This window comes from Mesorhizobium sp. LSHC412B00 (assembly GCF_000503035.1).
In the GTDB taxonomy this organism is placed as follows: Bacteria; Pseudomonadota; Alphaproteobacteria; order Rhizobiales; family Rhizobiaceae; genus Mesorhizobium.
In genome coordinates, this window is sequence record NZ_AYWB01000017.1 from 36,307 (window position 1) to 56,766 (window position 20,460).

Sequence of the window (20,460 nt, forward strand, 5' to 3'; positions counted from 1 at the left end):
GATGGTCTGACGTTCTTGAATATGGCTGACGGAACCAAGAAGCCCGGCCGAGCTTGTACTTGGTATGAGCGCGCGCGGCATCGAATTCCTGCAGAAATGGGTAGAGGATAAGATCCCACTCTACACCAAGGCCGATCCGGCTCTTGCGGCGAAACTTGCGGACCAAGCAACGGCGGATGCCATCAGAGCGGGAATCCGCCCCGAGGAAATCTCTGAGGAAGTCGGAAGCATGTTGACGACCATGCTCGAAGTGCTCGATCAGCACGATTCGACATGATTGCGCGCTTGGCGGCAGATGCTGCCCGGCTTGGCGCCAAATGCATAAATGTGTCGTGGATCATAGGTCATGGGCCAGCCTAGGCAGCATGACCAACATGCTCTCCCAGAACGCGCGCGACGACCCCGTCCACGTCGTGAGGTTCAGCACCATTGACTTGTATCAACGGCCATCGGTCCTGGCGCAGGCACTCGCCGACCTCTCTTGAGATTTCGGCCTGCCTTAATCCTTTGTCCACGCCAAGTTCGAACAGCATAACCTCGAGGAGCGGTTGCTGCGCATGCCTATCCACAAGACGGCGGCGTAACGTTTCCTGGGGCGCGTCGAGTTGCACAACGAGATCCGGCCGCGGCAGGAACGCCAGGCACTCGCGGACCGCGTCGAGGCTTGGAGTTCTAGCCAGCACACCCAGCGCACACAAAGCCTGAATCATGCCCTCTTCGAAGATGAAGCAACCGGGCGACTCCCGCGCTTGGCGCCAGGACTGGCACAGTTGGGCGATGTCGACCTTCATTCGCCATGACCACACGCGGCTTCGAAGAGGGATCGATGCCAGAAGCCGGGCCGCGACACTGTCCTTTGGCAAGGTCGACAGCAAGATAGGACCGGATGTGGCAATCTTTTTGCCAATTCTTCCTATGCCATGGCGGATTTCCGGAGCGTCATCCTGGGCCGATCCAGGTTCAATCAGGCGATACCCATTTACTGTCTTCACATTGATGCCGTGTCTCGCCAGCCCTTGGCAGAGGCCGCGAAGCAGCGTGGTTTTACCCGCGCCAGGCGGCCCAAACAACTCGATGATCATATGCTCAAGCGTCTCCGAACGAGCAGTCATTCCCCTACGGATCAAGCTTAGCCGGATTTCAGATCACACCAACGTTCATTTGAATGATTGTTCCAGTCAGTGAATCTAGGCACCGAGCCCGGATTCTAGCGGAGATGCCGATCGCATCCGTTCGCCTGGGCAAGCCGTCTTGCGCTCCACGGAGCTTGCAAGGAAAAACGACCGGTGCTGGACACGAATGGCAAAACTTCTGAAGGACGCTCGGGAAGCGCTGGCTAGGCAAGATCGAGGCATCATCCGAATGATTGATGAAAAGATCTCCGCGGCGAGCGATGTTCGACCGACAGCTTGGCGGGGCCCTGAATGTCCTCAGTGTGTTTGCATTCGGAAGTGGCAAATCAAAACCTACAGGTGGATCTGCGACCCACCCGAAGGTGGTCAGTCGTTCCCGAATATGACCTTGACCAAGGGGGGCCAGTCTGGCGCCGTTACCGACAGATGGGTGCCAAATTTGCAGACATTCCAATCTTCGACCACCTTGGAGATGTCGCCAGGCGGCATCCTGACAAGCTCGCAATCAGCGACGGCGCGAACCGCCTGACTTTTTCTGAGCTTTTCCGGGCGGTCGAGACGCTGGCAACTCATATCGCTGCCGTCGTCCCCGAAGGGCAGGCCATCGGCATCCTGCAAGCAAACTCCGCTTGGTATCCTGTGGCGATGTTGGCGACCATGGCGGCGGGACGGCCTTCGGTTCCGCTCAACACAAGAGATCCCGCCTCTCGCATTTTCGATATAGTCAGTGCCGCGGGGCTCGGCGCGATTATAGGCGCCGAAAATGTTCGCCCGGTCGAATTGGCCCAAGAGATCATCTGGATCGAAATTGCGGCCGCCGTGGCGTCCAACGATCAACACCCAGAACAGCAGCATAAGCCCCCTATGGTTTCGGTCGATGCGCCCGCATTGGTGCTTTACACTTCGGGCAGCACCGGGCGCCCCAAGGGAATCGTCAACAGCCAACGCAGCCTGCTATGGCGGGTCCGGCAATATGTCGATGCGTGCCATATCAGCGCGGATGACGTTTTCCTGCCGCTGACCGGGCCAGCCACGATCGCCGGTTGCCGGGAGATCTTTGCGGCGCTGCTGACGGGCGCCACGTTGCATCTTCTCGAGGTGGAGGCTGTCGGCCTGCGTGCTACGCGCGCTCGGTTGCAGTCCGAAGGTGTGACGATCGCCTATCTTGTGCCGGCACTGCTTCGAGCCCTCCTGGCTGAGGCGCCCGCCGACGCTTCCTGGCCGCTCAGAGTGGCGCGGATCGGTGGGGAGAAAGTGTCATGGACGGACATCGCTTTGCTGCGCAAAGCCGTTTCGGACCAGTGTCTGATCCAGATCGGCTACTCATCGACTGAAACCATCGGTTCGCAATGGTTCTTGCCGCCTGACTGGCCCGAGCAAGACGCGTCGGTTCCCGTCGGCAGGCTGCTCCCTGGTATGACATTCGCTATCGTCGACGAAGCGGAGCGCAATGTAGGGCCAGGCGAAAGTGGAGAGCTTCTTATCAAAAGCCGCTATGTCCTGCTTGGTCATTGGGAGAACGGTGTGGTCGTTCCCGCGCAGCCGGACCCCGACGATCCCGAGGCTCGGCTTTTTTCGACCGGGGACCTCGTTCGGCTCGACGATGATGGCATCTTGAGGATCGTCGGCCGCAAAGGGCGCCAGATCAAGATCAATGGTCGACGCATCGAGCCCGCCGAACTCGAACGGGTCTTGCGTTGCGCGCCTTCGGTAGCGGATGCCGTGGTGATGGTAACTGCCGCGCAGGAACTCATCGCCTTCGCGGTTCCCCAGCGCTTCGCAGGCGGCGCTTTTGCAGACGACCTTCGCAAGCTCCTCAGAATGACCTTGCCGGCACCATTGCGTCCCTTGCGATTGCACACCGTTGACGCAATCCCACGCCTGTCGGGAGGTAAGGTCGATTTGGCAACACTGGCCGAGATAGATCGTTCGCACGGAAGGAGGGCGCGAGCCGCCCGGTCGTCCACTCTCGATGCTCCGCCCGCCGGAGGAGCAAAGGACACGCGTCAAATAGTGCAGCACGCGTGGACGCAGGTTCTCAACACAGGCACTGCCACGGGAAACTGGGATGATGCTGGAGGAGATTCGCTGCAGCTGCTGCACTGCGTCATGGCGATCGAAAACGCCATCGGGCAAGAGCTGGGCCTCGAGGCATTCACCGTCGGCATGAGCTTGGACGAGATGGTTGAGGCGGTCGTCTCTGCACGGTTAGGCGAAGGGCGCGAAAAGAAGCACCACCCCCCGGTTCTTTTCCTGTTTCCAGGGTCCGTTGGCTATGGTCCGAGCCTGGCTGCGTTCGCAGCCGCCATGGGGAAAGTCGCCCGTGTAAACCCCATCCGATATCCGAGCCTTGCGGCGATACTGGACGGACACAACACCCTCAGCGCCATGGCTGGCGCCGCACTCGAGCAGATAAGCCGCATCCAACCTGCAGGCCCCGTGCGACTTCTCGGCCATTCTCTGGGTGGCGCGGTTGCATTCGAGGTTGCCGCACGGCTCATGAAGGCCGGGCGAACGGTGCGGTTCCTGGGCATCCTCGACACGAGCCTTCTGGACGAGCCGAGCAACCATTGGGAGACTCTTACCCGTACGTTCTATCGTATTCGCACCAACCGCATATCCGCGCACCGGATGGCTTGCAGAGCCCTTGCGAAGATCACCGTCGCCGTGGGCGGCGAAGCGCGTCTGGCCAGGATTCTGGACAGATTTGCCAATGGAGAGTTCAACCCGACGATCTTCAGGACCAAACTGGAACTGCAGGAGGTTTTAAGGGCGAAGTCATTCTTCCAGTGGCTTGAGGCACCGAAGCCGGCTCTGCCCCTCTCCGGTACCTTGTTCCGATGTCGCAGGGAGGGAATGCCGCGGGCCTTGGGCTGGGACAGCGTCTTGGCACACCTGGACGTCATTTCGATCACGGGCAGCCACATCGACCTTGTCGTCGAACCAAACCTTGCCACCAACCGTCCGCTTATCGAGACGGCCATCGTGCAGACCTATTCCCCCGCCGAATCTCGCAAAAGGGAGGACTTGTCATCGACATAATTCCGGAATTCAGCAAGGACATGCTGACGCTCGATGCCCGCGCGGAGGTCGATCGCATCGTTGACACCTTGCGCACTCAGGTTCTCGGCACCCTGCATCGTCGCGGCGTGGTTGTCGGTCTTTCCGGCGGTATCGACAGCTCCGTCGTCGCGACCTTGTGCATGCGCGCGTTCGGGAAAGACAAGGTCCTGGGACTGTTCATGCCGGAGCGGGATTCTTCCGGCGACTCCCTGAGACTTGGCCGCCGCCTCGCGGCACAGCTTGGCATTGAAAGCGTCCTTGAGGACATAGCACCGGCACTGGAGGCCATTGGGGCCTACCGCCGGCAGATCGAGGCGATCCAGACCGTCGTTCCCGATTATGGGGAAGGATGGAAATGCAAGCTGGTGATCGCGTCGGTTCTGGAGAGCAGCGGGCTCAATATAACCCGCCTCACGGTCCAGGATCCGCAGGGTAAAGTAGATACCGTGCGTCTGCCGCCAGCTGCCTATCTGCAGATCGTTGCTGCGACAAACTACAAGCAGCGCCTGCGCAAGATGACGGAATACTATCACGCCGACCGCCTCAAATACGCGGTTGTCGGCACTCCAAATCGCCTCGAGTACGACCAGGGCTTTTTTGTCAAGCAGGGCGACGGAGCCGCCGACGTGATGCCGATCGTTCACCTTTACAAAACCCAGGTTTATCAACTCGCGGAATATCTCGAGGTGGATGATGAAATCCGGCGGCGGCCACCGACCACCGACACTTTTTCCATGGCCCAAAGCCAGGAAGAATTCTATTTCGCGCTGCCCTATCACCTCATGGATCTATGCCTCTACGGCCTGAACCACGGGGTCGCCAGCAATGAGCTCGCGGCGGTTGCTGGCCTCACCGAGCCCCAGCTTCAGAAAGTGTTCAAGGACATCGAAGCGAAACGAAGGGCGGCCCACTATCTTCACGCGCGGCCTTTGCTGTCCGCGGAAGGCGGAGATTGACCGAGCATGTGCGGCATCGCTGGAATCGTGGCGCTGAATGCCACAGCGGCTTCTCCTTCGCGGCAGGCGCTGATGCAGATGATGGGCGCGCTGGCGCATCGCGGTCCCGACGGGCGCGGTCTCTACCGGGACAGACGCGCGGGGCTGGCGCATGTGCGCCTGTCCATCGTCGATCTTTCCGGTGGCCAGCAGCCGATGGCGGATACAGGCGATACGACGTGGATCGTGTTCAACGGCGAGATATTCAACTACGTCGAATTGCGTGAAAAACTCACGGCGCTCGGCCACCGCTTCCGAACCCGCAGCGACACGGAGGTCGCGCTACACGCCTATCGTGAGTGGGGAGAAACGGCCTTCGAGCGGATGAACGGCCAATGGGCAATTGCGATCTGGGATTCAGTGGCCAATCGTCTCGTATTGTCGCGCGACCGCTTCGGCATTTGCCCGCTGTATTTCAGCGAGCATGCGCACCGGCTTTATTTCGCCAGCGAAGTGAAAGCCATTTTCGCGGCCGATCGAACCATACCTCGCGCCTTTGATCCCGCCGGCATCGATCAGACGTTCACGCTCTGGACGGTCGTTCCGCCGCAAGGAGTTTTCCAGGGAATCAACGAACTCGAGCCGGGTCGTGTCCGCATCTATCAGGATGGCACCGTTCGTGAGCGGATTTTTTGGCAGCCTTCCTATCCCGACAAGTTCGGATCGCGGCAGGGCGAGTTCACCGGGTCCAGCGATGACGCGGTGGACCGCGTATCTAGCGCTCTTGAGGCCGCGACGGCGCTCAGAATGGCGCGCGCAGACGTGCCTGTCGGGTGCTACCTCTCCGGAGGGCTGGACAGTTCGCTTGTGGCCGCGCTCGCGAGGCGCTTCGCGGGCGATCGCTTCCAAACCTTCTCCTTGCGTTTTGCCGACGCCGAATATGACGAGACCCGCTTCCAGCGAATGGTTGCCGAGACGATCGGCAGTGAGCACCATGAAGTGGTCGTTTCGCGCAGAGATATCGCCGGAATCTTTCCGGAGGTAATCCGACACACCGAACGCCCGATACTGAGGACTGCCCCGGCGCCGCTCTTCCTGCTCTCGCGGCTGGTGCGCGAGCGTGGCATCAAGGTCGTGCTGACCGGCGAAGGCGCTGACGAAATGTTCGCCGGCTACGACCTGTTCCGCGAAGGCAAGGTCCGCCGCTTCTGGGGGCGCCACCCGACATCGACACGCCGCTCTCGGCTCCTGGAACGCCTTTACCCCTATCTCACCCGCTCGCCGGTGCAACAGCAGGCGATGGCGCGTCAGTTCTTCGGGCGAAATATTCAGGCTTACGACGCGCCGGGCTTTGCTCATGAAACGCGCTGGCAAACCACCAGGGCCATCAAGCGCTTGTTTACGACCGACATGCGCGCTCAAACGCAGGGCCGCGACGCCGTGTCCGAGTTGCTCGCCCGTCTGCCCGCGCAGTTTGCCCGTTGGGGCCCTCTTGCGCAGGACCAGTATCTCGAGGTCCAAACACTGATGTCGGGCTATCTGCTCTCCTCGCAAGGCGACAGGATGCTGATGGCTCACTCCGTCGAGGGCCGCTTCCCGTTCCTGGACGATGAACTTGTGAGGCTCGCGAATTCGCTGCCGCCCTCCTTCAAACTCCGCGGCCTCGATGAGAAGCACGTGCTGAAGCGCATGGCGGCACCCATCCTGCCCTCCGAGATCGTAGCCCGCAAGAAGCAGCCCTTCCGCGCGCCCAACGCGCTTTGCTTCGTCGGCGCAGACGCTCCGGATTACGCTCGCGAGGCGGTTTCGCAGACGGCCCTGCGCGAGGCGAATGTCTTCGATCCAAAGGGGGTCACGCACCTGCTTGCCAAATGCCAGGCCAGAACTGGCGATGGCGACCTGTCCAATGCCGACAACATGGCGCTGGTCGGCGTGTTGTCGACCCAACTTCTTCATCAGCAGTTCGTCGCGGGTTGTCCCAGTGCAACGCTCGAATGCACGCTCAGCGTCGACGTCGACTGCGAACATCGGGAAGAGCGCCTGTATGTTGCATGATGCCGTACCATTGCTGCATGACTACCTCGCCCATTCCGCCGTCCGACACGGAAGTAAGGTGGCGCTGGTGTGCAACAGGCAGCGTGTCACCTACCTCGAACTCGAAACGCGAGCCAACGCGATCGCCTGGGACCTGTCCGCATCCGGAGTCGTTCGCGGTGATCGCGTGATGATCTTCGCCGACAACACCGTCGAGACGGTGGTTAGCTTCTGGGCGGTGCTAAAGGCGAATGCGGTGGTGTGCATCGTCAACCCACTCACCAAGAGCGACAAGCTCGATTATCTGCTCAACGACTGCCGGCCGACGGCGCTCATCACGGACGGCCATCTGCAAGCGATCTTCCGCGAGCCGGCGCGCGGCTGCCCGTCACTTCTGCGGGTGATCGTATCGGGACCTATCGACGACGTCGAACTCGCCCAGCTGCCGTTTGCCATGCGCTGGGACGCCGCCCTCGCCAATGGCGCGGATACGCCGCCGGCACGGCAGTGCATCGATGTTGATCTGGCAGCCATCATCTACACGTCCGGGTCGACGGGCGAACCCAAGGGCGTGATGCTGACGCACAGAAACATGATGACCGCGTGCGCGTCTATCGCTTCCTACCTGGCGATTGCCGAGGACGAGGTGATCCTCAATGTCCTACCCCTCGCCTTCGATTATGGACTGTACCAGATGATCATGGCTTTTCGTACCGGCGCCCGGCTGGTGCTCGAACGCTCGTTCGCTTTCCCGGCACAGATCCTCGGGTTGATCAGGCAGGAGGGAGTTACGGGCTTTCCCGGCGTGCCCACAATCTTTGCCGCACTCTCCGAACTCAGGTCCCTCAAAGACCAGGATTTCTCGAGCATCCGCTACGTCACAAACACTGCGGCAGCCCTACCCCTCAAGCATATTTTCATGCTTCGCGAGCTGTTTTCGGGTGCACGCATCTATTCGATGTACGGTCTCACCGAATGCAAACGTTGCACCTATTTGCCGCCAGAGGACCTCGAGCGAAAGCCATTGAGCGTAGGGATCGCAATCCCGAATACGGAGATGTGGATCGTTGACGAGCATGACAGGCGGATAGGCCCCGGCGTTGTCGGCCAACTCGTCATTCGCGGCGCAACGGTGATGAACGGGTATTGGGGCAAGCCCGAGGCAACGGCCAGGAAACTCAAACCCGGCCCGCTGCCCGGCGAGCAGGTCCTATACACCGGCGACTACTGCCGGATGGATACGGAGGGTTACCTCTACTTCGTTGGCCGTGGGGATGAGATCATAAAGTCGCGAGGCGAGAAGGTGGCGCCAAGGGAAGTGGAAAACGTACTCATGGACATTCCAGGAGTCCGGGAAGCGGCTGTCATCGGTGTTCCCGACGAGCTCCTCGGGCAAGCGGTGAAAGCCTTTGTGGTGATGGAGCATGGAAGAGCCATTGGCGAAAGGGAACTGCAGAAGGAGTGCCAGAAGCGTCTGGAAAACTTCATGGTCCCGAAATCCATCGTCGTTGTGGCGAACCTGCCGATGACGGACACGGGAAAACTCAAGAAAACGGCGCTGTCATGATGCGGGGCCAGAACCAAGTCGCTGATTTAATGGTGACGCCACGGAGGACGAATTCATGTTGACCATCAAGGAACGCACCGGAATCTACAGCGAGCAGATTCGTAGTTTCTTGGTTTCAAATTTCTACGTCAGCGACGTCAAGGCATTGCTGGATGACGCATCCTTGCTCGATCAAGGCATTGTCGACTCGACGGGTGTGCTTGAGATTATCGGCTTCATCGAGGAGACCTTTGGCATTACCGTCGAGGATAGCGAACTTCTGCCTGAAAACCTCGATTCCATCCAGGGGATCGAGCAATACATCATCCGCAAAATGAACTGATGGGTAAGCGTTACGCCCAGAGCAGCCCGTATTTGGTCTGACTGTCGCAGGATTCATGCCTGCGACTTGACTTGCCCCAGAACCACCCGGCCCTCGCCCGCTTCGTTCGAGACCGAACGGATGTTCTCGAATGCCTTGCTGCGTTCCAGCAGACCCGCTACCTGTCGGTCTTGGCCAAGCCCGACCTCGAAGAGCAGGATGCCGCCACGCCGCAGGTATCGCGGTGCGTCTTTCAGTACGCGCATATGAATGCTCAGGCCGTAAGGGCCGGCTGCGAACGCCTCGCGCGGCTCAAGCTCGATCAGATGGGCGCGGTCGCCCTCGAGCCGCTTTTCAGAAATGTAAGGCGGATTGCAGACGATTACGTCGATAGTTCCGTCTAGCCCAAGGCCGATGAGAGAGTCGAACAAGTCGCCCTGAAGCACCGAAAGACGCTCAGCCATGCCGTGATGTGAGGTGTTGCGGCGTGCCGTTTCGACGCATTCATCGGTGAGATCGCTTGCCCAGACAAGGGCGCTGGGCACATGGTAGGCGATCGCGCACGCCAGATTCCCAGTGCCGCAGCACATATCAACTATGCGCGGAGCCGGCAGGTTCATCTGATGCAACACACCAAGCGCGGTCTTGCCGAGCAACTCGGTCTCAGGTCTGGGGACGAGCGCACCGGGCGAAACCAGCAGTTCAAGTCCCATGAAGATGGCGCGGCCGGCGCCATAGGCATCAGCTACACTGAACTCTTTGCTCATGGCCGACCCCATCGCTTGATTTCCCCAGTATAGATCTGCGGCGCTCATGCGCCAGCCAAACCTGCTCCGAAATCATGAATTCTCAAGCCTTTCCTTCGAAAAACTGCAGGCACAAACTCGGTGCATCGCACTTCTGACGCTCATTGACCGATCGCAATCTCAGGTCGCCCAAGAGAGAGAGAGAGAGAGAGGTGCTGCTGATGCTTTGAAGAGCCAATGGCGTGGTACGGAGGCTTTTAGATTTTGCGGATCTTGGAGAGGGTAAACGCCTATCCAACTCTGATGGAGCGGAGGCGGACCGCAGCTCCATTGACACGCTAATCTTCGGCTCCAGTAATTCAGCAAGTGGTCGGTGGAAGCGCCTCCGCTCCAGCATCAGCCTCACCTTGCTGCATGGAGAGGTTACCTATAGGTTTGCGGACATGTCGAAACAACTGTCCGAAGGTCTCGGATCGACATCTCATTTCCGGTCAATCGCAGAGAGGGGCCGTGAGCGAAAGCGTGAGTGTTCTGATTGTTGAGGATCAATGGCTAGTCGCGCAGGACACTGCCGCGCGACTGCGTCGCGCCGGTTATCAGGTGGTCGGACCTGTGCCGTCGGTATCCGCCGCTCTGCGTCTTGTCGAATCGGACAAGATTGACGTGGCGTTGCTAGACATCCAGCTGAACGGTGAAACGGGTCTGCCGGTGGCGAGGATATTGCAGGCGCGAGGCATCCCCTTTGCCTTCTTGTCGGGATTTGGCCCCGCCGACGTTCCCGCGGCTTTCCGCGACTGCAGATTCCTTCCGAAGCCGGCAACCGATGCTGTCATCCTTGCTGCTGTCAGCGAGTTGGCGTCCCTGCGCACAGCTTCGCGCTGACATTCGCTCCGCCGCATTATTACCGGAGTTGCGCCCTGGCGACCTGGTAGGCCGGACGAGGTCAGTCTCACAAAGGGCAACATTGGCGCTTTGGCCATGAGGACGGCGGACTACGACCGGCGAGGACGGAAATTCAGCGTTCAAAAAGCATCCGCCGGGGTTCCACTTCTCGGCCTGTTGGCGGCGATTTGGACTTAGGTCCGATCCCGGTCGCCAGAGGTCGGATTGCGGAACATCTGCCAAGGACCCACGTTCGGGGTTTGAGCACGGAGGTGCCGGCCGATCTCGAAGCGCAAGTTTCACGGGCAACTGTTGGGGAGTGTCGTAGTGCCGATTTCAAACGATATGGGGGACGAGTACCTGGAACTGGAATGTCCAAACTGTTCTCATGTCATCATAAAAAAGGGATCGTGGTTGAAGGTGATATCCAACTTCAACTGCACCCAATGCCATGCAAAAATCAGAATTGGTTATATGACCAAGCTCGCGCTTTTCGAGAAAAAAAGGCAAAGCATGAACCCGGCTGCGCAGTGAGCGTCCTGGCGGCCCGACAGTCGTTTGGGGTGGTGCGTTGAACCGTCGGGCCTGACCGGCCCGATGGCGGGGGAGCCAGGCCGGCTGGGTGAATCGTATACATTAGATCATGCTTATCAAGCCCAAATCCGTGGCGCGACATCGCCTGGTGGAGCAACGGTGAACCCCGCGCCCGTATACGCGCTAGCAGGAACGTCGGCGGTCAACATGCCGCCCATTCGTAGAGAGTGCGAACAGCTTCATCAAACAGCTCCACCTCGGCTTCAACCTTTTCAGCCGCTTTATCGACCTTCTCGAAACGCTTCAGCATTCGATTGTGGAGCATGGACAAGCGTGCGGCATGGTAGACCACGCTGCGCTTGTAACCTTCAGAGTCGAGTGGTCGAACAACATTGTCATGGCAGAAATCCTCAATGTTTTTCGTCCTGCACTCCTTCCCTAGTAAACCGCCAATTAACTCTTTCGTTCCGCTGGTGATGCGAAGGCGCCCGAATGAATAACTCGTTGCGCTGTCTCCAGACTGCACGAGCGTGCTTCGTCTGTCTGAGGTTGGGCCCCAAGGCTTGCGCTTGCCTCGCCTGTTCGGCTCATGCTGCGTCAGTCACGACATCGACGGCCAGCTTCAGTTCAATCGCTTTGGGCGTGAGTTGAATACCGGCGCTGCCAAAAATTGCCGAATGATCATCCTGCTGTGGTGGGACCGCCGAACCCGTCAGGAGCGACGAACCGAGCCGGCTTGGATAGTCGCCCCGCCGCAAGGACGCGAGCGATCGAAGATCACGTCGGCAGGTGCTCTGCCCTCTCTGGGAAGCCGGCGCCGCGCGCACTTACTGAAAAAACGCAAACAGAATAAGAGCGAGAAAGGCAAACAGCAGCGCTGCAGCCGCTAGCAACACACCTTTGTTGGAGCCCCGCCGAGGCTGAGGGTCAGGCACGAGTTTTTTCCGGTTTGGGAGTTCATTCATTGACATTAATTTGCGGCTGCAAATTAGGTTCCGCTCATGCTTGAATGCCAACAATGCCGCCCCACAGCGCCCTACAGGCGCACGACCTTCGCTAGCCCTAGGCGTGTCCGCTGGCCTTCTGCAAAGGACAACGCGAACGATTCCTGATTGAATGACCGGGCAATTTCCTGATCTTTCTCAACCACGCGGACGAACCATTCGCCGCAGGTTTCTGTCACTTCGACGCAAGGCACGGCCTTGCGGAATGGAACCACGTTATCCATCACAGCCGACCTACGAGCAATGGCAACATCGGTCTTGTAAGGCCACCGAATTCGGGATTTCAATAAAAAAGTCGATACGGAGCAGGAGCGGCTCGCCGTGGAGGGCATGGCGAAGCTTCTGAAGCGGTTTGTCTGACCGACTGTCTAACCAGGTTGTCTACCCTCGACGCAAAGCCTTGTTCATCAAGGCGACTGGTAGGCCCGGAGGGCGAACGAAAATCGGCGATTTTGTTGGGTTTTTCGCGGGCAAAAATCAGAATCTTCCCGCATCGTTCCGTATGGTTCCGAGGACGGCCAAAGCACCGAACGCTCGGTGTTTGGCCTTCAGATGGAACACGAATAGCGAAACTTCCAGGCAGCCATCACCCTACTACACTAAAAGATGTTCACGACCTTCCCGAACCCCTTAGTTCCGTTTGCCGAGGCAGCCGGCACCTGGCCGAGCCCGATACCCGTCAGCCTGAAGCCAGCCTGACCGGTTGGCTCTTCGGCTGCCGCGCTGAAAGCAACGTCGCGAACTGGTCCACGGCCTGTGCGGCCAGCCCAGGACCGTTGGATCCAAAAGCTTGCCGTCGGCAAAATCGCTGTCGCTGCCATAGACGACGCTCGGCACCCTCAGCGCCGAATAGAAGCCGAACGGCGGGCGAAGCTGGTGTTCGACCACCAGCGCGTGGCGCTGGCCGCCTCCCGTCGCGCCGATCAGGACTGGGCGATCGACGAGTGCCAGCGGATTGATGAGGTCGAACAGGCCAGCATAGGAACCATTATAGACCGGCGTCGTCACGATCAGCGCGTCGGCTTGTTCGACCGCGGCCACCACATCAAGCGCCTCCGGCGTCAATTCCTTTCGCGTGAACGCAGCACCCAGACCGCGGCCGGCATCGACGAGATCGAGGAAATTCACTGTGACCGACAGTTTTTCGCGTAGTGCCTCACCCAGATGATGCGCCAGCCTCCGTGATTTCGACGGCCTATGGGTGTTGCCTGACAACACGACGATGTTCTGGCGCAGCCGTTCGACATGGAAATTCGTGGTCTCTCTCATCTGTGCGAAATGATTGGAGACTCTGACGGGGCCGCCGGCCCCGCCAGTCCACAGCTGACCGTCAGGCGGCGCGCAGAGGCCGCGTCAGCGGGATCGGTGCGGCCGGCTCGGAACGCGGCACACGGCCTTCGACCGGATGGCTCGGATCGTTGAACCCATGCGTCGAGGCATGGCCGGCGGTGACGAGGCGGTCGACAAAGGCCTCGTCCTCGGCGGTCAGCCTGAAGTCCAGCGCCTTGGCGTAGCTGTCCCACTGTTCCTCAGTGCGCGGACCGGCGATCGCCGCCGTGATCAGCCGGTTGTTGAGCACCCAGGCCAGCGCGAAATCGGCGGCCGAGACACCGCGCGACTTTGCGTGCGCCGCGATCTGCCTGGCGATCTCGATCGATTCCGGGCGCCACTCGGTCTCGGCGATACGCTTGTCGCCACGCCCGGCCCTAGTGTCGGCGGCTGGCGCCTGGTTGGGCTCGTATTTGCCGGTCAGCACGCCGCGCGCCAGCGGGCTGTAGGAGACGACACCAAGACCAAAATAGGCTGCCGCCGGCAGTTGCTCGGCCTCGGCGGTGCGGTTGACGATGTTGTAGAGCGGCTGGCTGGCCACCGGCCGGTCGATGCCGAGTTCATCGGCGAGATGCGCGACTTCGGCGATGCGCCAGCCACGGAAGTTCGACACGCCGAAATAGCGCAGCTTGCCCTGGCGGATCAGGTCGGCGATGGCCCGCACCGGCTCCTCCAGCGGCGCATCGAAGACGGCGCGGTGGAAATAGAACAGGTCGATGTAGTCTGTTCCCAGGCGCCGCAGACTGTTCTCGACGGTCTGGATCACCCATTTGCGTGAATGGCCGCCGAGATTGGGACCCTTGTCATGCGAGTTGACGAATTTGGTCGCCACCACCCAATGATCGCGCGTCGCCTTGATGCCGCGGCCGACAACTTCCTCGGACTTGCCATTGTGGTAGACGTCGGCGGTGTCAATGAAATTGACGCCTTGCTCGCGCGCCTTGTCGATGATGCGGTGCGCGACCGTCTCCTCGGTCGGCCCGCCGAACATCATGGTGCCAAGGCTGAGCGGGGAAACCTTCAGGGCGCTGCGGCCGAGATAGCGGTAATCGGACATTGTTTTGCTCCGTTGAACTTTCAGTTGAGGGTTGGTTCGGCGTAGTGGCAAGCGACGTGATGCCCCGCCGCGATCGCCCGGAATGCAGGCTCCTGCGAACGGCAGAGATCCGTCGCCAGCGGGCAGCGCGTGTGGAAACGGCAACCGCTGGGGATGTTCTGCGGGCTCGGCAGATCGCCATGGATCGGCGCTGCCTGACGCCGGCGCGCCGGGTCCGGCACGGCGTCCATCAGTGCGCGCGTGTAGGGATGTTTTGGCGAGGTCCACAGCGTCGCATTGTCGGCGCTTTCGACGATGCGGCCGAGATACATGACCAGCACCCGGTCAGCGAAATAGCGGACCACCGACAGATCATGCGAGATGAACAGGTAGGACAGGCCGAGCTGCCGTTTCATGTCGACCAGCAGGTTGAGGATCTGGGCCTGGATCGAAAGGTCGAGCGCCGACACCGGCTCGTCGCAGACGACCAGTTCCGGATTGAGGATCAGCGCGCGGGCGATGCCGATGCGCTGGCGCTGACCACCGGAAAATTCATGCGGGTAGCGGCCAAGCGAATCCTTGGGCAGACCGACGCGCTCGATGATATCCTCTACAATCTTGCGCCGCTCGGCCTTGTTGCCGATGCTATGGACTTTCAGCGGCGCGGTCAGGATGTCGCCAATCGTGTGGCGCGGGTTGAGCGACGCGAACGGATCCTGGAAAATCATCTGGATGTTGCGGCGCGCCGCCTTCAGCCGGCGGGCGTCGAGAACGGTGATGTCGGTGCCGTTGAACTCGATCTTGCCGCTGGTCGGATCGACCAGCCGCATGATTGTCTTGCCGAGGGTCGATTTTCCGCAGCCGCTTTCGCCGACGAGGCCAACCGTTTCGCCGCGTCCGACCTCGAGCGAGACGCCGTCGACGGCGCGCAACGCACCACCCTGAGCATGGAAATGCGTGGAGAGGTCAGAGACCGAGAGCAGCGCCATGCGCAACCTCCGGAATGAAGCTGTAGGGGCAGGCGACGAGGCGATCCTCGCTCACCTCGACGAGGTCGGGCACGAAATGGGCGCAGCTATCGCGCGCCACCGCGCAGCGCGGCCGGAACGGGCAGCCTTTCTCGCCAGCGGCCGAGACGATGCTGCCGGGTATCTCCGTCAGCCTGGCGTCGCGGTAGTGCAGATTGGTCTTCAGCCTTGGCGAAGCGGCCAGCAGGCCGCGCGTATAGGGATGGAGCGGAGTTCTGAACAGCGCGCCGGGCAGCGCCTGTTCAACCTTGCGTCCTGCATACATGACGACGACCTTGTCGGCCCACTGCGCGACGACGCCGAGATCGTGGGTGATGAGCACGACAGCCATCGACAGTTCGCGGCGCAGCGTATCGAGCAGGTCGAGCACCTGCGCCTGGATGGTCACATCCAGCGCCGTCGTAGGTTCGTCGGCAATCAGCAGGCGCGGACGGCAGGCAACGGCAATGGCAATCATGACTCGCTGGCGCATGCCACCGGAAAGCTGGTGGGGATAGTCGTCGATGCGCCGCTGCGGATCGGGAATCCGCACCAGGTTGAGAAGCTCGATGGCACGGTTCCGCGCGGCCTGTCCGCGTATGCCTTCGTGCAGCGTCAGCACCTCGGTGATCTGCCGGCCGATGGTCAGCACCGGATTGAGCGAAGTCATCGGCTCCTGGAAGATCATGGCGATCTCGCGCCCGCGCAAATTGCGCATCGCCTTCTGGTCGAGGTCGAGCAGGTCCCTGCCGGCGAATTCGATCCTGCCATTGGGGATTTTCGCCGAGCGCGGCAGAAGCTGCATCAGGGCAAGTGCGGTCAGCGACTTGCCGGAGCCCGATTCACCGACGATCGCCAGCGTCTCGCCTTCGCCAACCTCGAAGCTCAGCCGGCTGACCGGCTCGGTGGTCGGGAAACGAACCGTAAGATTGTCGACCCTGAGCAAGGCAGCCATCTCTAGCGCTCCTGCGAGAAGCGCGGATTGAGCGCGTCGTTGAGGCCATCGCCGATCAGGTTCAGCGCCAGCACGGTGAAGACGATCGCAAGCCCTGGCAGTGCGGTCAGATACCAGGCGGTGCGGATCAGCTCCCTCCCCGCTCCGATCATCGAGCCCCAACTGACGACATTGGGATCGCCGAGACCCATGAAGGACAGCGCCGATTCCATCAGGATTGCGGTTGCCACCATCACCGACGAGGTCACGATCAAAGGCGGCAGCGCATTGGGCAGTATCTCGCGGAAGATGATGCGGGCATGGCCATAGCCGAGGCTGCGCGCGGCCATGACGAAATCCTTTTCGCGAATGGCGCGGAATTCGGCGCGGGTGAGCCGCGCCACCGTTGGCCAGGTGATGACGGCGATCGCCACCGTCACGACAGGTGCGGTCGGCTGCGCGATCGCCACCATGACGACCAGAAGCACGAAGCTCGGTATGGTCTGAAAGATTTCGATCAGGCGCACCAGCAGGTCGTCGATCCAGCCGCCGAAATAGCCGGCGGTGGCGCCGACAAGGATGCCGAAGCTCAGGCCAAGCGCCGTCGCCACGAGGCCGACGAACAGCGAAATCCGCGCGCCATGCAGAATGCCGGAAAGCACGTCGCGGCCCATGGAATCGGTGCCCAGCGGGAAGGCAGGATTCTGGCCTGGCCACAGGAAGGGCCGCGCCACCATCGACAGCGGATCGGCCGGATAGAGGACGGGCGCCAGCAATGCCGCCAGCACGACCAGCGACAGGAACACCACGCCGAACATGGCATTGGGATTACGCAGGAAAATCTTCAGCGCCCGGCCGCCGGCTGCAATCGGGACAGATGCTGCCGAAGCGGAGCGTGCGTCCGGCGCATGGAGATTGCTCCAGCTTTTTGTCTCTGGTTCAGGCGGTGTCGCAGGCTCGCGAGCGTCGCCATAGAGACCGCGGGAGCGGATGTCGCCGGCGGCAAAGTCGGTGGAAGCCATCAGCGTACTCCGATGCGGGGGTCGAGCCAGGCGTGCAGAAGGTCGACGGTCGCGTTGGCGATGATGACCAGCAATGACGACAACAAAAGGATGCCGAGCAGCACGGTGAAATCACGGCCCATGACCGCCTCGAAGGAGAGACGCCCGAGGCCGGGCCAGGAATAGACGGTCTCGACAACAACGGCGCCGCCAAGCATGCCGCCGACATGCATGCCGGCCATGGTGGTGATGGGGATCAGCGCGTTGCGCAGGACATGGCGGATGGTGATGATGGTTGGCGACAAGCCCTTGGCGGCGGCGGTGCGCACATAGTCCTGCGATTGGACTTCCAGCATCGCCGCACGCGTCAGCCGCGCATAGATCGCCACGTAGAACAGTGCCAGCGACAGCGCCGGCAGGATCATGTAGCGCACCTTGTCCCACAGGCCGGCGAGACCGGTCAGATTGCTGCCGATGGTTCCCGAACCGCCGCTCGGCAGCCAGCCGAGCTTGACCGAGAACAGCACGATCAGCATCAAGCCGATCCAGAAGCCCGGGATCGAATAGAACAGCAGCGAAACGACCGAAAGCAGACGATCCGGCAGGCGTCCCGAAAACAACGCCATCAACGATCCGAGGACGAGACCGAGTGCGATGGCGATGCTCAGCGCCACCGCCATCAGCAACAGTGTGCCCGGCAGCCGTTGGCCGATCAGGTCGGCGACCGGCATGCCGTAGCGCGGTGAAAAGCCGAGGCTGAAATGCGCTAGGTTGTAGAGATAATTGAACAACTGGACGAGCAGCGGATTGTCGAGCCCGAAGCGCTGGCGCAGAGCGGCCATGGTCTCCACCGTGGCCGAGCCGGCCTCGCCGGCCATGACGTCGGCGGCGTCGCCGGGCGCAAGCTGCAGCAGAAAGAAGTTCAGGATCACAATGCCCAGAACGGTCGGCACCGCCTGGATCGCGGTGCGTCGAAACGTTCTTCCAATGCGCGTCAGGGTCGACATCGTTTTCGCTATCCCGGCTGTGGCTGACGATGCGGGTTTACTGTTTCCCGGAAGTTCCGAGCTTTTTAGTTGACAAGATTTATAGACATTGTCAAACCTGATCTAAGAAATTTTGTTCTGCAAATGGCGAAACTGCAGAATAGAATTTTATTTCATGCTACAAAAAAAGCCATTTGAAGTATGAAATCTTAAGTGCGGGAGCGCGGCGGCCAAATCTTTTCACAAACGGGCCGGCTCTTGGAACGATGGATTTTTCACCCGGCTGCCGACGACCGGCCGATTGATGCCGGCAGCAAAAAAGGACCAGGGCACCATGTCTAATTTCCTCACTCCGAACCGCCGCAGGTTCCTCGGCCTTTCGGCGACACTGCTCGGAGCCACCCTGTTGCCCGCATCGCGCAGTGCCTACGCAGCCGAGCCGAAACAGGGTGGGACGGCGACGCTGCTGCTCTCGGCCGAGCCGCCGGTGCTGACGACGATCGCCCACACCGCATTCAATTCGGTCTACGTCTCGGCAAAGACCACCGAGGGCCTGCTGACCTATGATTTCGATCTCACGCCGCGGCCATCGCTGGCCAGGCAGTGGTCGGTCAGCGACGATGGCCTGCAATACACATTCAAGCTGCGCGAAGGCGTGAAGTGGCATGACGGCCAGCCATTCACCGCTGCCGACGTCGCCTATTCGATCGCCACGATCAAGGAGGTTCATCCGCGCGGCCGCAACACCTTCCTCAACCTTGTCGATATCCAGACGCCGGATCCGCTGACCGTGACGCTGGTTCTGTCGAAGCCGGCACCTTACCTGATCACGGCGCTGGCCGCGGCCGAAACGCCGATCGTGCCGAAGCATCTTTATGACGGCAGCAAGGCCGCCGAGAATCCGGTCAACACGGCTCCGATCGGCACCGGCCCATTCGTCTTCAAGGAATGGGTCCGCGGCAGCCACATCGTCTACGAACGCAACCCCGGCTATTGGGATGCACCGCGCCCCTATCTCGACCGGCTGATCGTGCGTTTCATTCCGGACGCCTCGGGACGCGCACTGGCGCTCGAGACCGGTGAGATCGACCTGGCGCCGGCAACGCCGATCCCGTACAGCGATTTGCAGCGATTCGAAACGCTGCCGCATATCGGCTTCGAGAAGCAGGGTTACCAGTATTCCAACGGCATCAGCCGGGTCGAGTTCAACCTGGAGAAACCCTATTTCCAGGATGTTCGCGTCCGCCGCGCCTTCGCCCATGTCATCGACCGCGACATCATCCGCGACACCATCAACTACGGCTATGGCGCGACCATTCCGGGCCCGATCAATCCCAATCTGAAGAAGTGGTTCGTCGCCGACCTGAAGACCTATCCGGTCGACATTGCTGCCGCTGAGAAACTGCTCGACCAGGCAGGCTTGCCGCGCGACGCCGACGGCATCCGGCTCAAGCTTGTCCACGATTATGTTCCGAGCGGTGAGACCTACAAGCGTGGCGCTGAATACATCAAGCAGGCGCTGTCCGCGGTCGGGATCGCGGTTACCGTGCGCAGCCAGGATTTCGCCACCTACACCAAGCGCATCTACACCGACCGTGATTTCGACTTCACCTTTAACGGCATGAGCAATCTGTTCGACCCGACGGTCGGCGTGCAGCGCCTCTACTGGTCGAAGAATTTCAAGCCGGGCGTGCCGTTCTCGAATGGCTCGAAATACAGCAACCCCAAGGTCGATGAACTTCTTGAAGCGGCCGCTGTCGAGGTCGACCACGAAAAGCGCTTCGAGCAATGGGCCGCGATCCAGCAGATCCTGGTCGAGGACCTGCCCGACATCGGCATCGTCAGCCAGCCGGAAATCACCCTCTACAACAAGCGCATCGCCGACCACACGGTGGGCGCCGAGGGCAATGCCGGCTCCCTCGCAACAGCCCACATCGTCGCCTGATCCGCCAAACCCGTGCGCGGTCT

19 protein-coding genes are annotated in these 20,460 nt (G+C 60.7%); 9 read left to right on the forward strand and 10 right to left on the reverse strand.

What is annotated here, in order from left to right:
- The first annotated feature begins 64 nt into the window (after positions 1-64).
- Complete coding sequence (locus X757_RS141220; protein ID WP_023670889.1) at positions 65-277, forward strand: DUF768 domain-containing protein; 213 nt, start codon at positions 65-67, stop codon at positions 275-277.
- A 79-nt stretch (positions 278-356) separates the two neighbouring features.
- Here X757_RS141220 and X757_RS141215 read toward each other — a convergent pair whose 3' ends face one another.
- Positions 357-1,082 (reverse strand): AAA family ATPase, encoded by a 726-nt coding sequence (locus tag X757_RS141215; RefSeq protein WP_023670888.1) that lies wholly within the window; start codon positions 1,080-1,082, stop codon positions 357-359.
- A 342-nt stretch (positions 1,083-1,424) separates the two neighbouring features.
- On the opposite strand from X757_RS141215, the gene X757_RS141210 reads away from it, so the two are divergent.
- The 5 genes from X757_RS141210 to X757_RS141190 are packed head-to-tail and all read left to right on the forward strand — an operon-like array spanning position 1,425 to position 9,054.
- A complete protein-coding gene (locus X757_RS141210) occupies positions 1,425-4,175 on the forward strand; it encodes an AMP-binding protein (RefSeq protein WP_023727386.1) in 2,751 nt (916 codons plus the stop codon).
- A complete protein-coding gene (gene nadE, locus X757_RS141205) occupies positions 4,172-5,152 on the forward strand; it encodes an NAD(+) synthase (protein WP_280940388.1) in 981 nt (326 codons plus the stop codon). The genes X757_RS141210 and nadE overlap by 4 nt, the downstream gene beginning before the upstream one ends.
- Before the next feature lie 6 nt (positions 5,153-5,158).
- On the forward strand, positions 5,159-7,186 hold the full coding sequence (gene asnB, locus X757_RS141200; RefSeq protein ID WP_023727388.1) for an asparagine synthase (glutamine-hydrolyzing): 2,028 nt from the start codon (positions 5,159-5,161) through the stop codon (positions 7,184-7,186).
- On the forward strand, positions 7,176-8,732 hold the full coding sequence (locus tag X757_RS141195; RefSeq protein WP_031251552.1) for a class I adenylate-forming enzyme family protein: 1,557 nt from the start codon (positions 7,176-7,178) through the stop codon (positions 8,730-8,732). Before asnB ends, X757_RS141195 begins: the two co-directional genes overlap by 11 nt.
- Positions 8,733-8,787: 55 nt before the next feature.
- A complete protein-coding gene (locus X757_RS141190; RefSeq protein WP_023670883.1) occupies positions 8,788-9,054 on the forward strand; it encodes an acyl carrier protein in 267 nt (88 codons plus the stop codon).
- A 53-nt stretch (positions 9,055-9,107) separates the two neighbouring features.
- Here the strand turns inward: X757_RS141190 and X757_RS141185 are convergent, their stop codons facing one another.
- Positions 9,108-9,800, reverse strand: a complete 693-nt coding sequence (locus X757_RS141185) for a class I SAM-dependent methyltransferase (protein ID WP_023727390.1) — start codon at positions 9,798-9,800, stop codon at positions 9,108-9,110.
- Between the two features lie 489 nt (positions 9,801-10,289).
- Here X757_RS141185 and X757_RS141180 point away from each other — a divergent pair, with 489 nt between their 5' ends.
- A complete protein-coding gene (locus X757_RS141180; RefSeq protein WP_023670881.1) occupies positions 10,290-10,661 on the forward strand; it encodes a response regulator in 372 nt (123 codons plus the stop codon).
- A gap of 371 nt (positions 10,662-11,032) precedes the next feature.
- Positions 11,033-11,236 carry a hypothetical protein gene (locus X757_RS01000000165270; RefSeq protein WP_155921622.1) on the forward strand — a complete coding sequence of 68 codons (204 nt, stop codon included), beginning with the start codon at positions 11,033-11,035 and terminating at the stop codon, positions 11,234-11,236.
- A 161-nt stretch (positions 11,237-11,397) separates the two neighbouring features.
- On the opposite strand, the gene X757_RS1000000167105 is transcribed toward X757_RS01000000165270, so the two are convergent.
- From X757_RS1000000167105 to X757_RS141155, 8 genes are all read right to left on the reverse strand, one after another.
- Positions 11,398-11,721 (reverse strand): hypothetical protein, encoded by a 324-nt coding sequence (locus X757_RS1000000167105; protein ID WP_023727391.1) that lies wholly within the window; start codon positions 11,719-11,721, stop codon positions 11,398-11,400.
- Positions 11,722-12,231: 510 nt separating this feature from the next.
- On the reverse strand, positions 12,232-12,531 hold the full coding sequence (locus X757_RS1000000169135) for a hypothetical protein (RefSeq protein ID WP_245275109.1): 300 nt from the start codon (positions 12,529-12,531) through the stop codon (positions 12,232-12,234).
- Between the two features lie 298 nt (positions 12,532-12,829).
- Positions 12,830-13,468 (reverse strand): NAD(P)H-dependent oxidoreductase, encoded by a 639-nt coding sequence (locus X757_RS01000000165275; protein WP_156933479.1) that lies wholly within the window; start codon positions 13,466-13,468, stop codon positions 12,830-12,832.
- Positions 13,469-13,529: 61 nt separating this feature from the next.
- Positions 13,530-14,585: an aldo/keto reductase gene (locus tag X757_RS141175; protein WP_023670876.1), complete on the reverse strand. Its 1,056-nt coding sequence runs from the start codon at positions 14,583-14,585 to the stop codon at positions 13,530-13,532.
- A gap of 20 nt (positions 14,586-14,605) precedes the next feature.
- Positions 14,606-15,553, reverse strand: coding sequence for an ABC transporter ATP-binding protein (locus tag X757_RS141170; protein ID WP_023701121.1), 948 nt, complete (start codon positions 15,551-15,553; stop codon positions 14,606-14,608).
- Positions 15,531-16,526, reverse strand: coding sequence for an ABC transporter ATP-binding protein (locus tag X757_RS141165; protein ID WP_023727392.1), 996 nt, complete (start codon positions 16,524-16,526; stop codon positions 15,531-15,533). The genes X757_RS141170 and X757_RS141165 overlap by 23 nt, the downstream gene beginning before the upstream one ends.
- Positions 16,527-16,528: 2 nt before the next feature.
- Positions 16,529-17,527: an ABC transporter permease gene (locus X757_RS141160; RefSeq protein WP_023727393.1), complete on the reverse strand. Its 999-nt coding sequence runs from the start codon at positions 17,525-17,527 to the stop codon at positions 16,529-16,531.
- Positions 17,527-18,513, reverse strand: a complete 987-nt coding sequence (locus X757_RS141155; RefSeq protein WP_023727394.1) for an ABC transporter permease — start codon at positions 18,511-18,513, stop codon at positions 17,527-17,529. Before X757_RS141155 ends, X757_RS141160 begins: the two co-directional genes overlap by 1 nt.
- Positions 18,514-18,826: 313 nt before the next feature.
- Here X757_RS141155 and X757_RS141150 point away from each other — a divergent pair, with 313 nt between their 5' ends.
- Positions 18,827-20,437: an ABC transporter substrate-binding protein gene (locus X757_RS141150; RefSeq protein WP_023727396.1), complete on the forward strand. Its 1,611-nt coding sequence runs from the start codon at positions 18,827-18,829 to the stop codon at positions 20,435-20,437.
- The last annotated feature ends 23 nt before the right edge of the window (positions 20,438-20,460 follow it).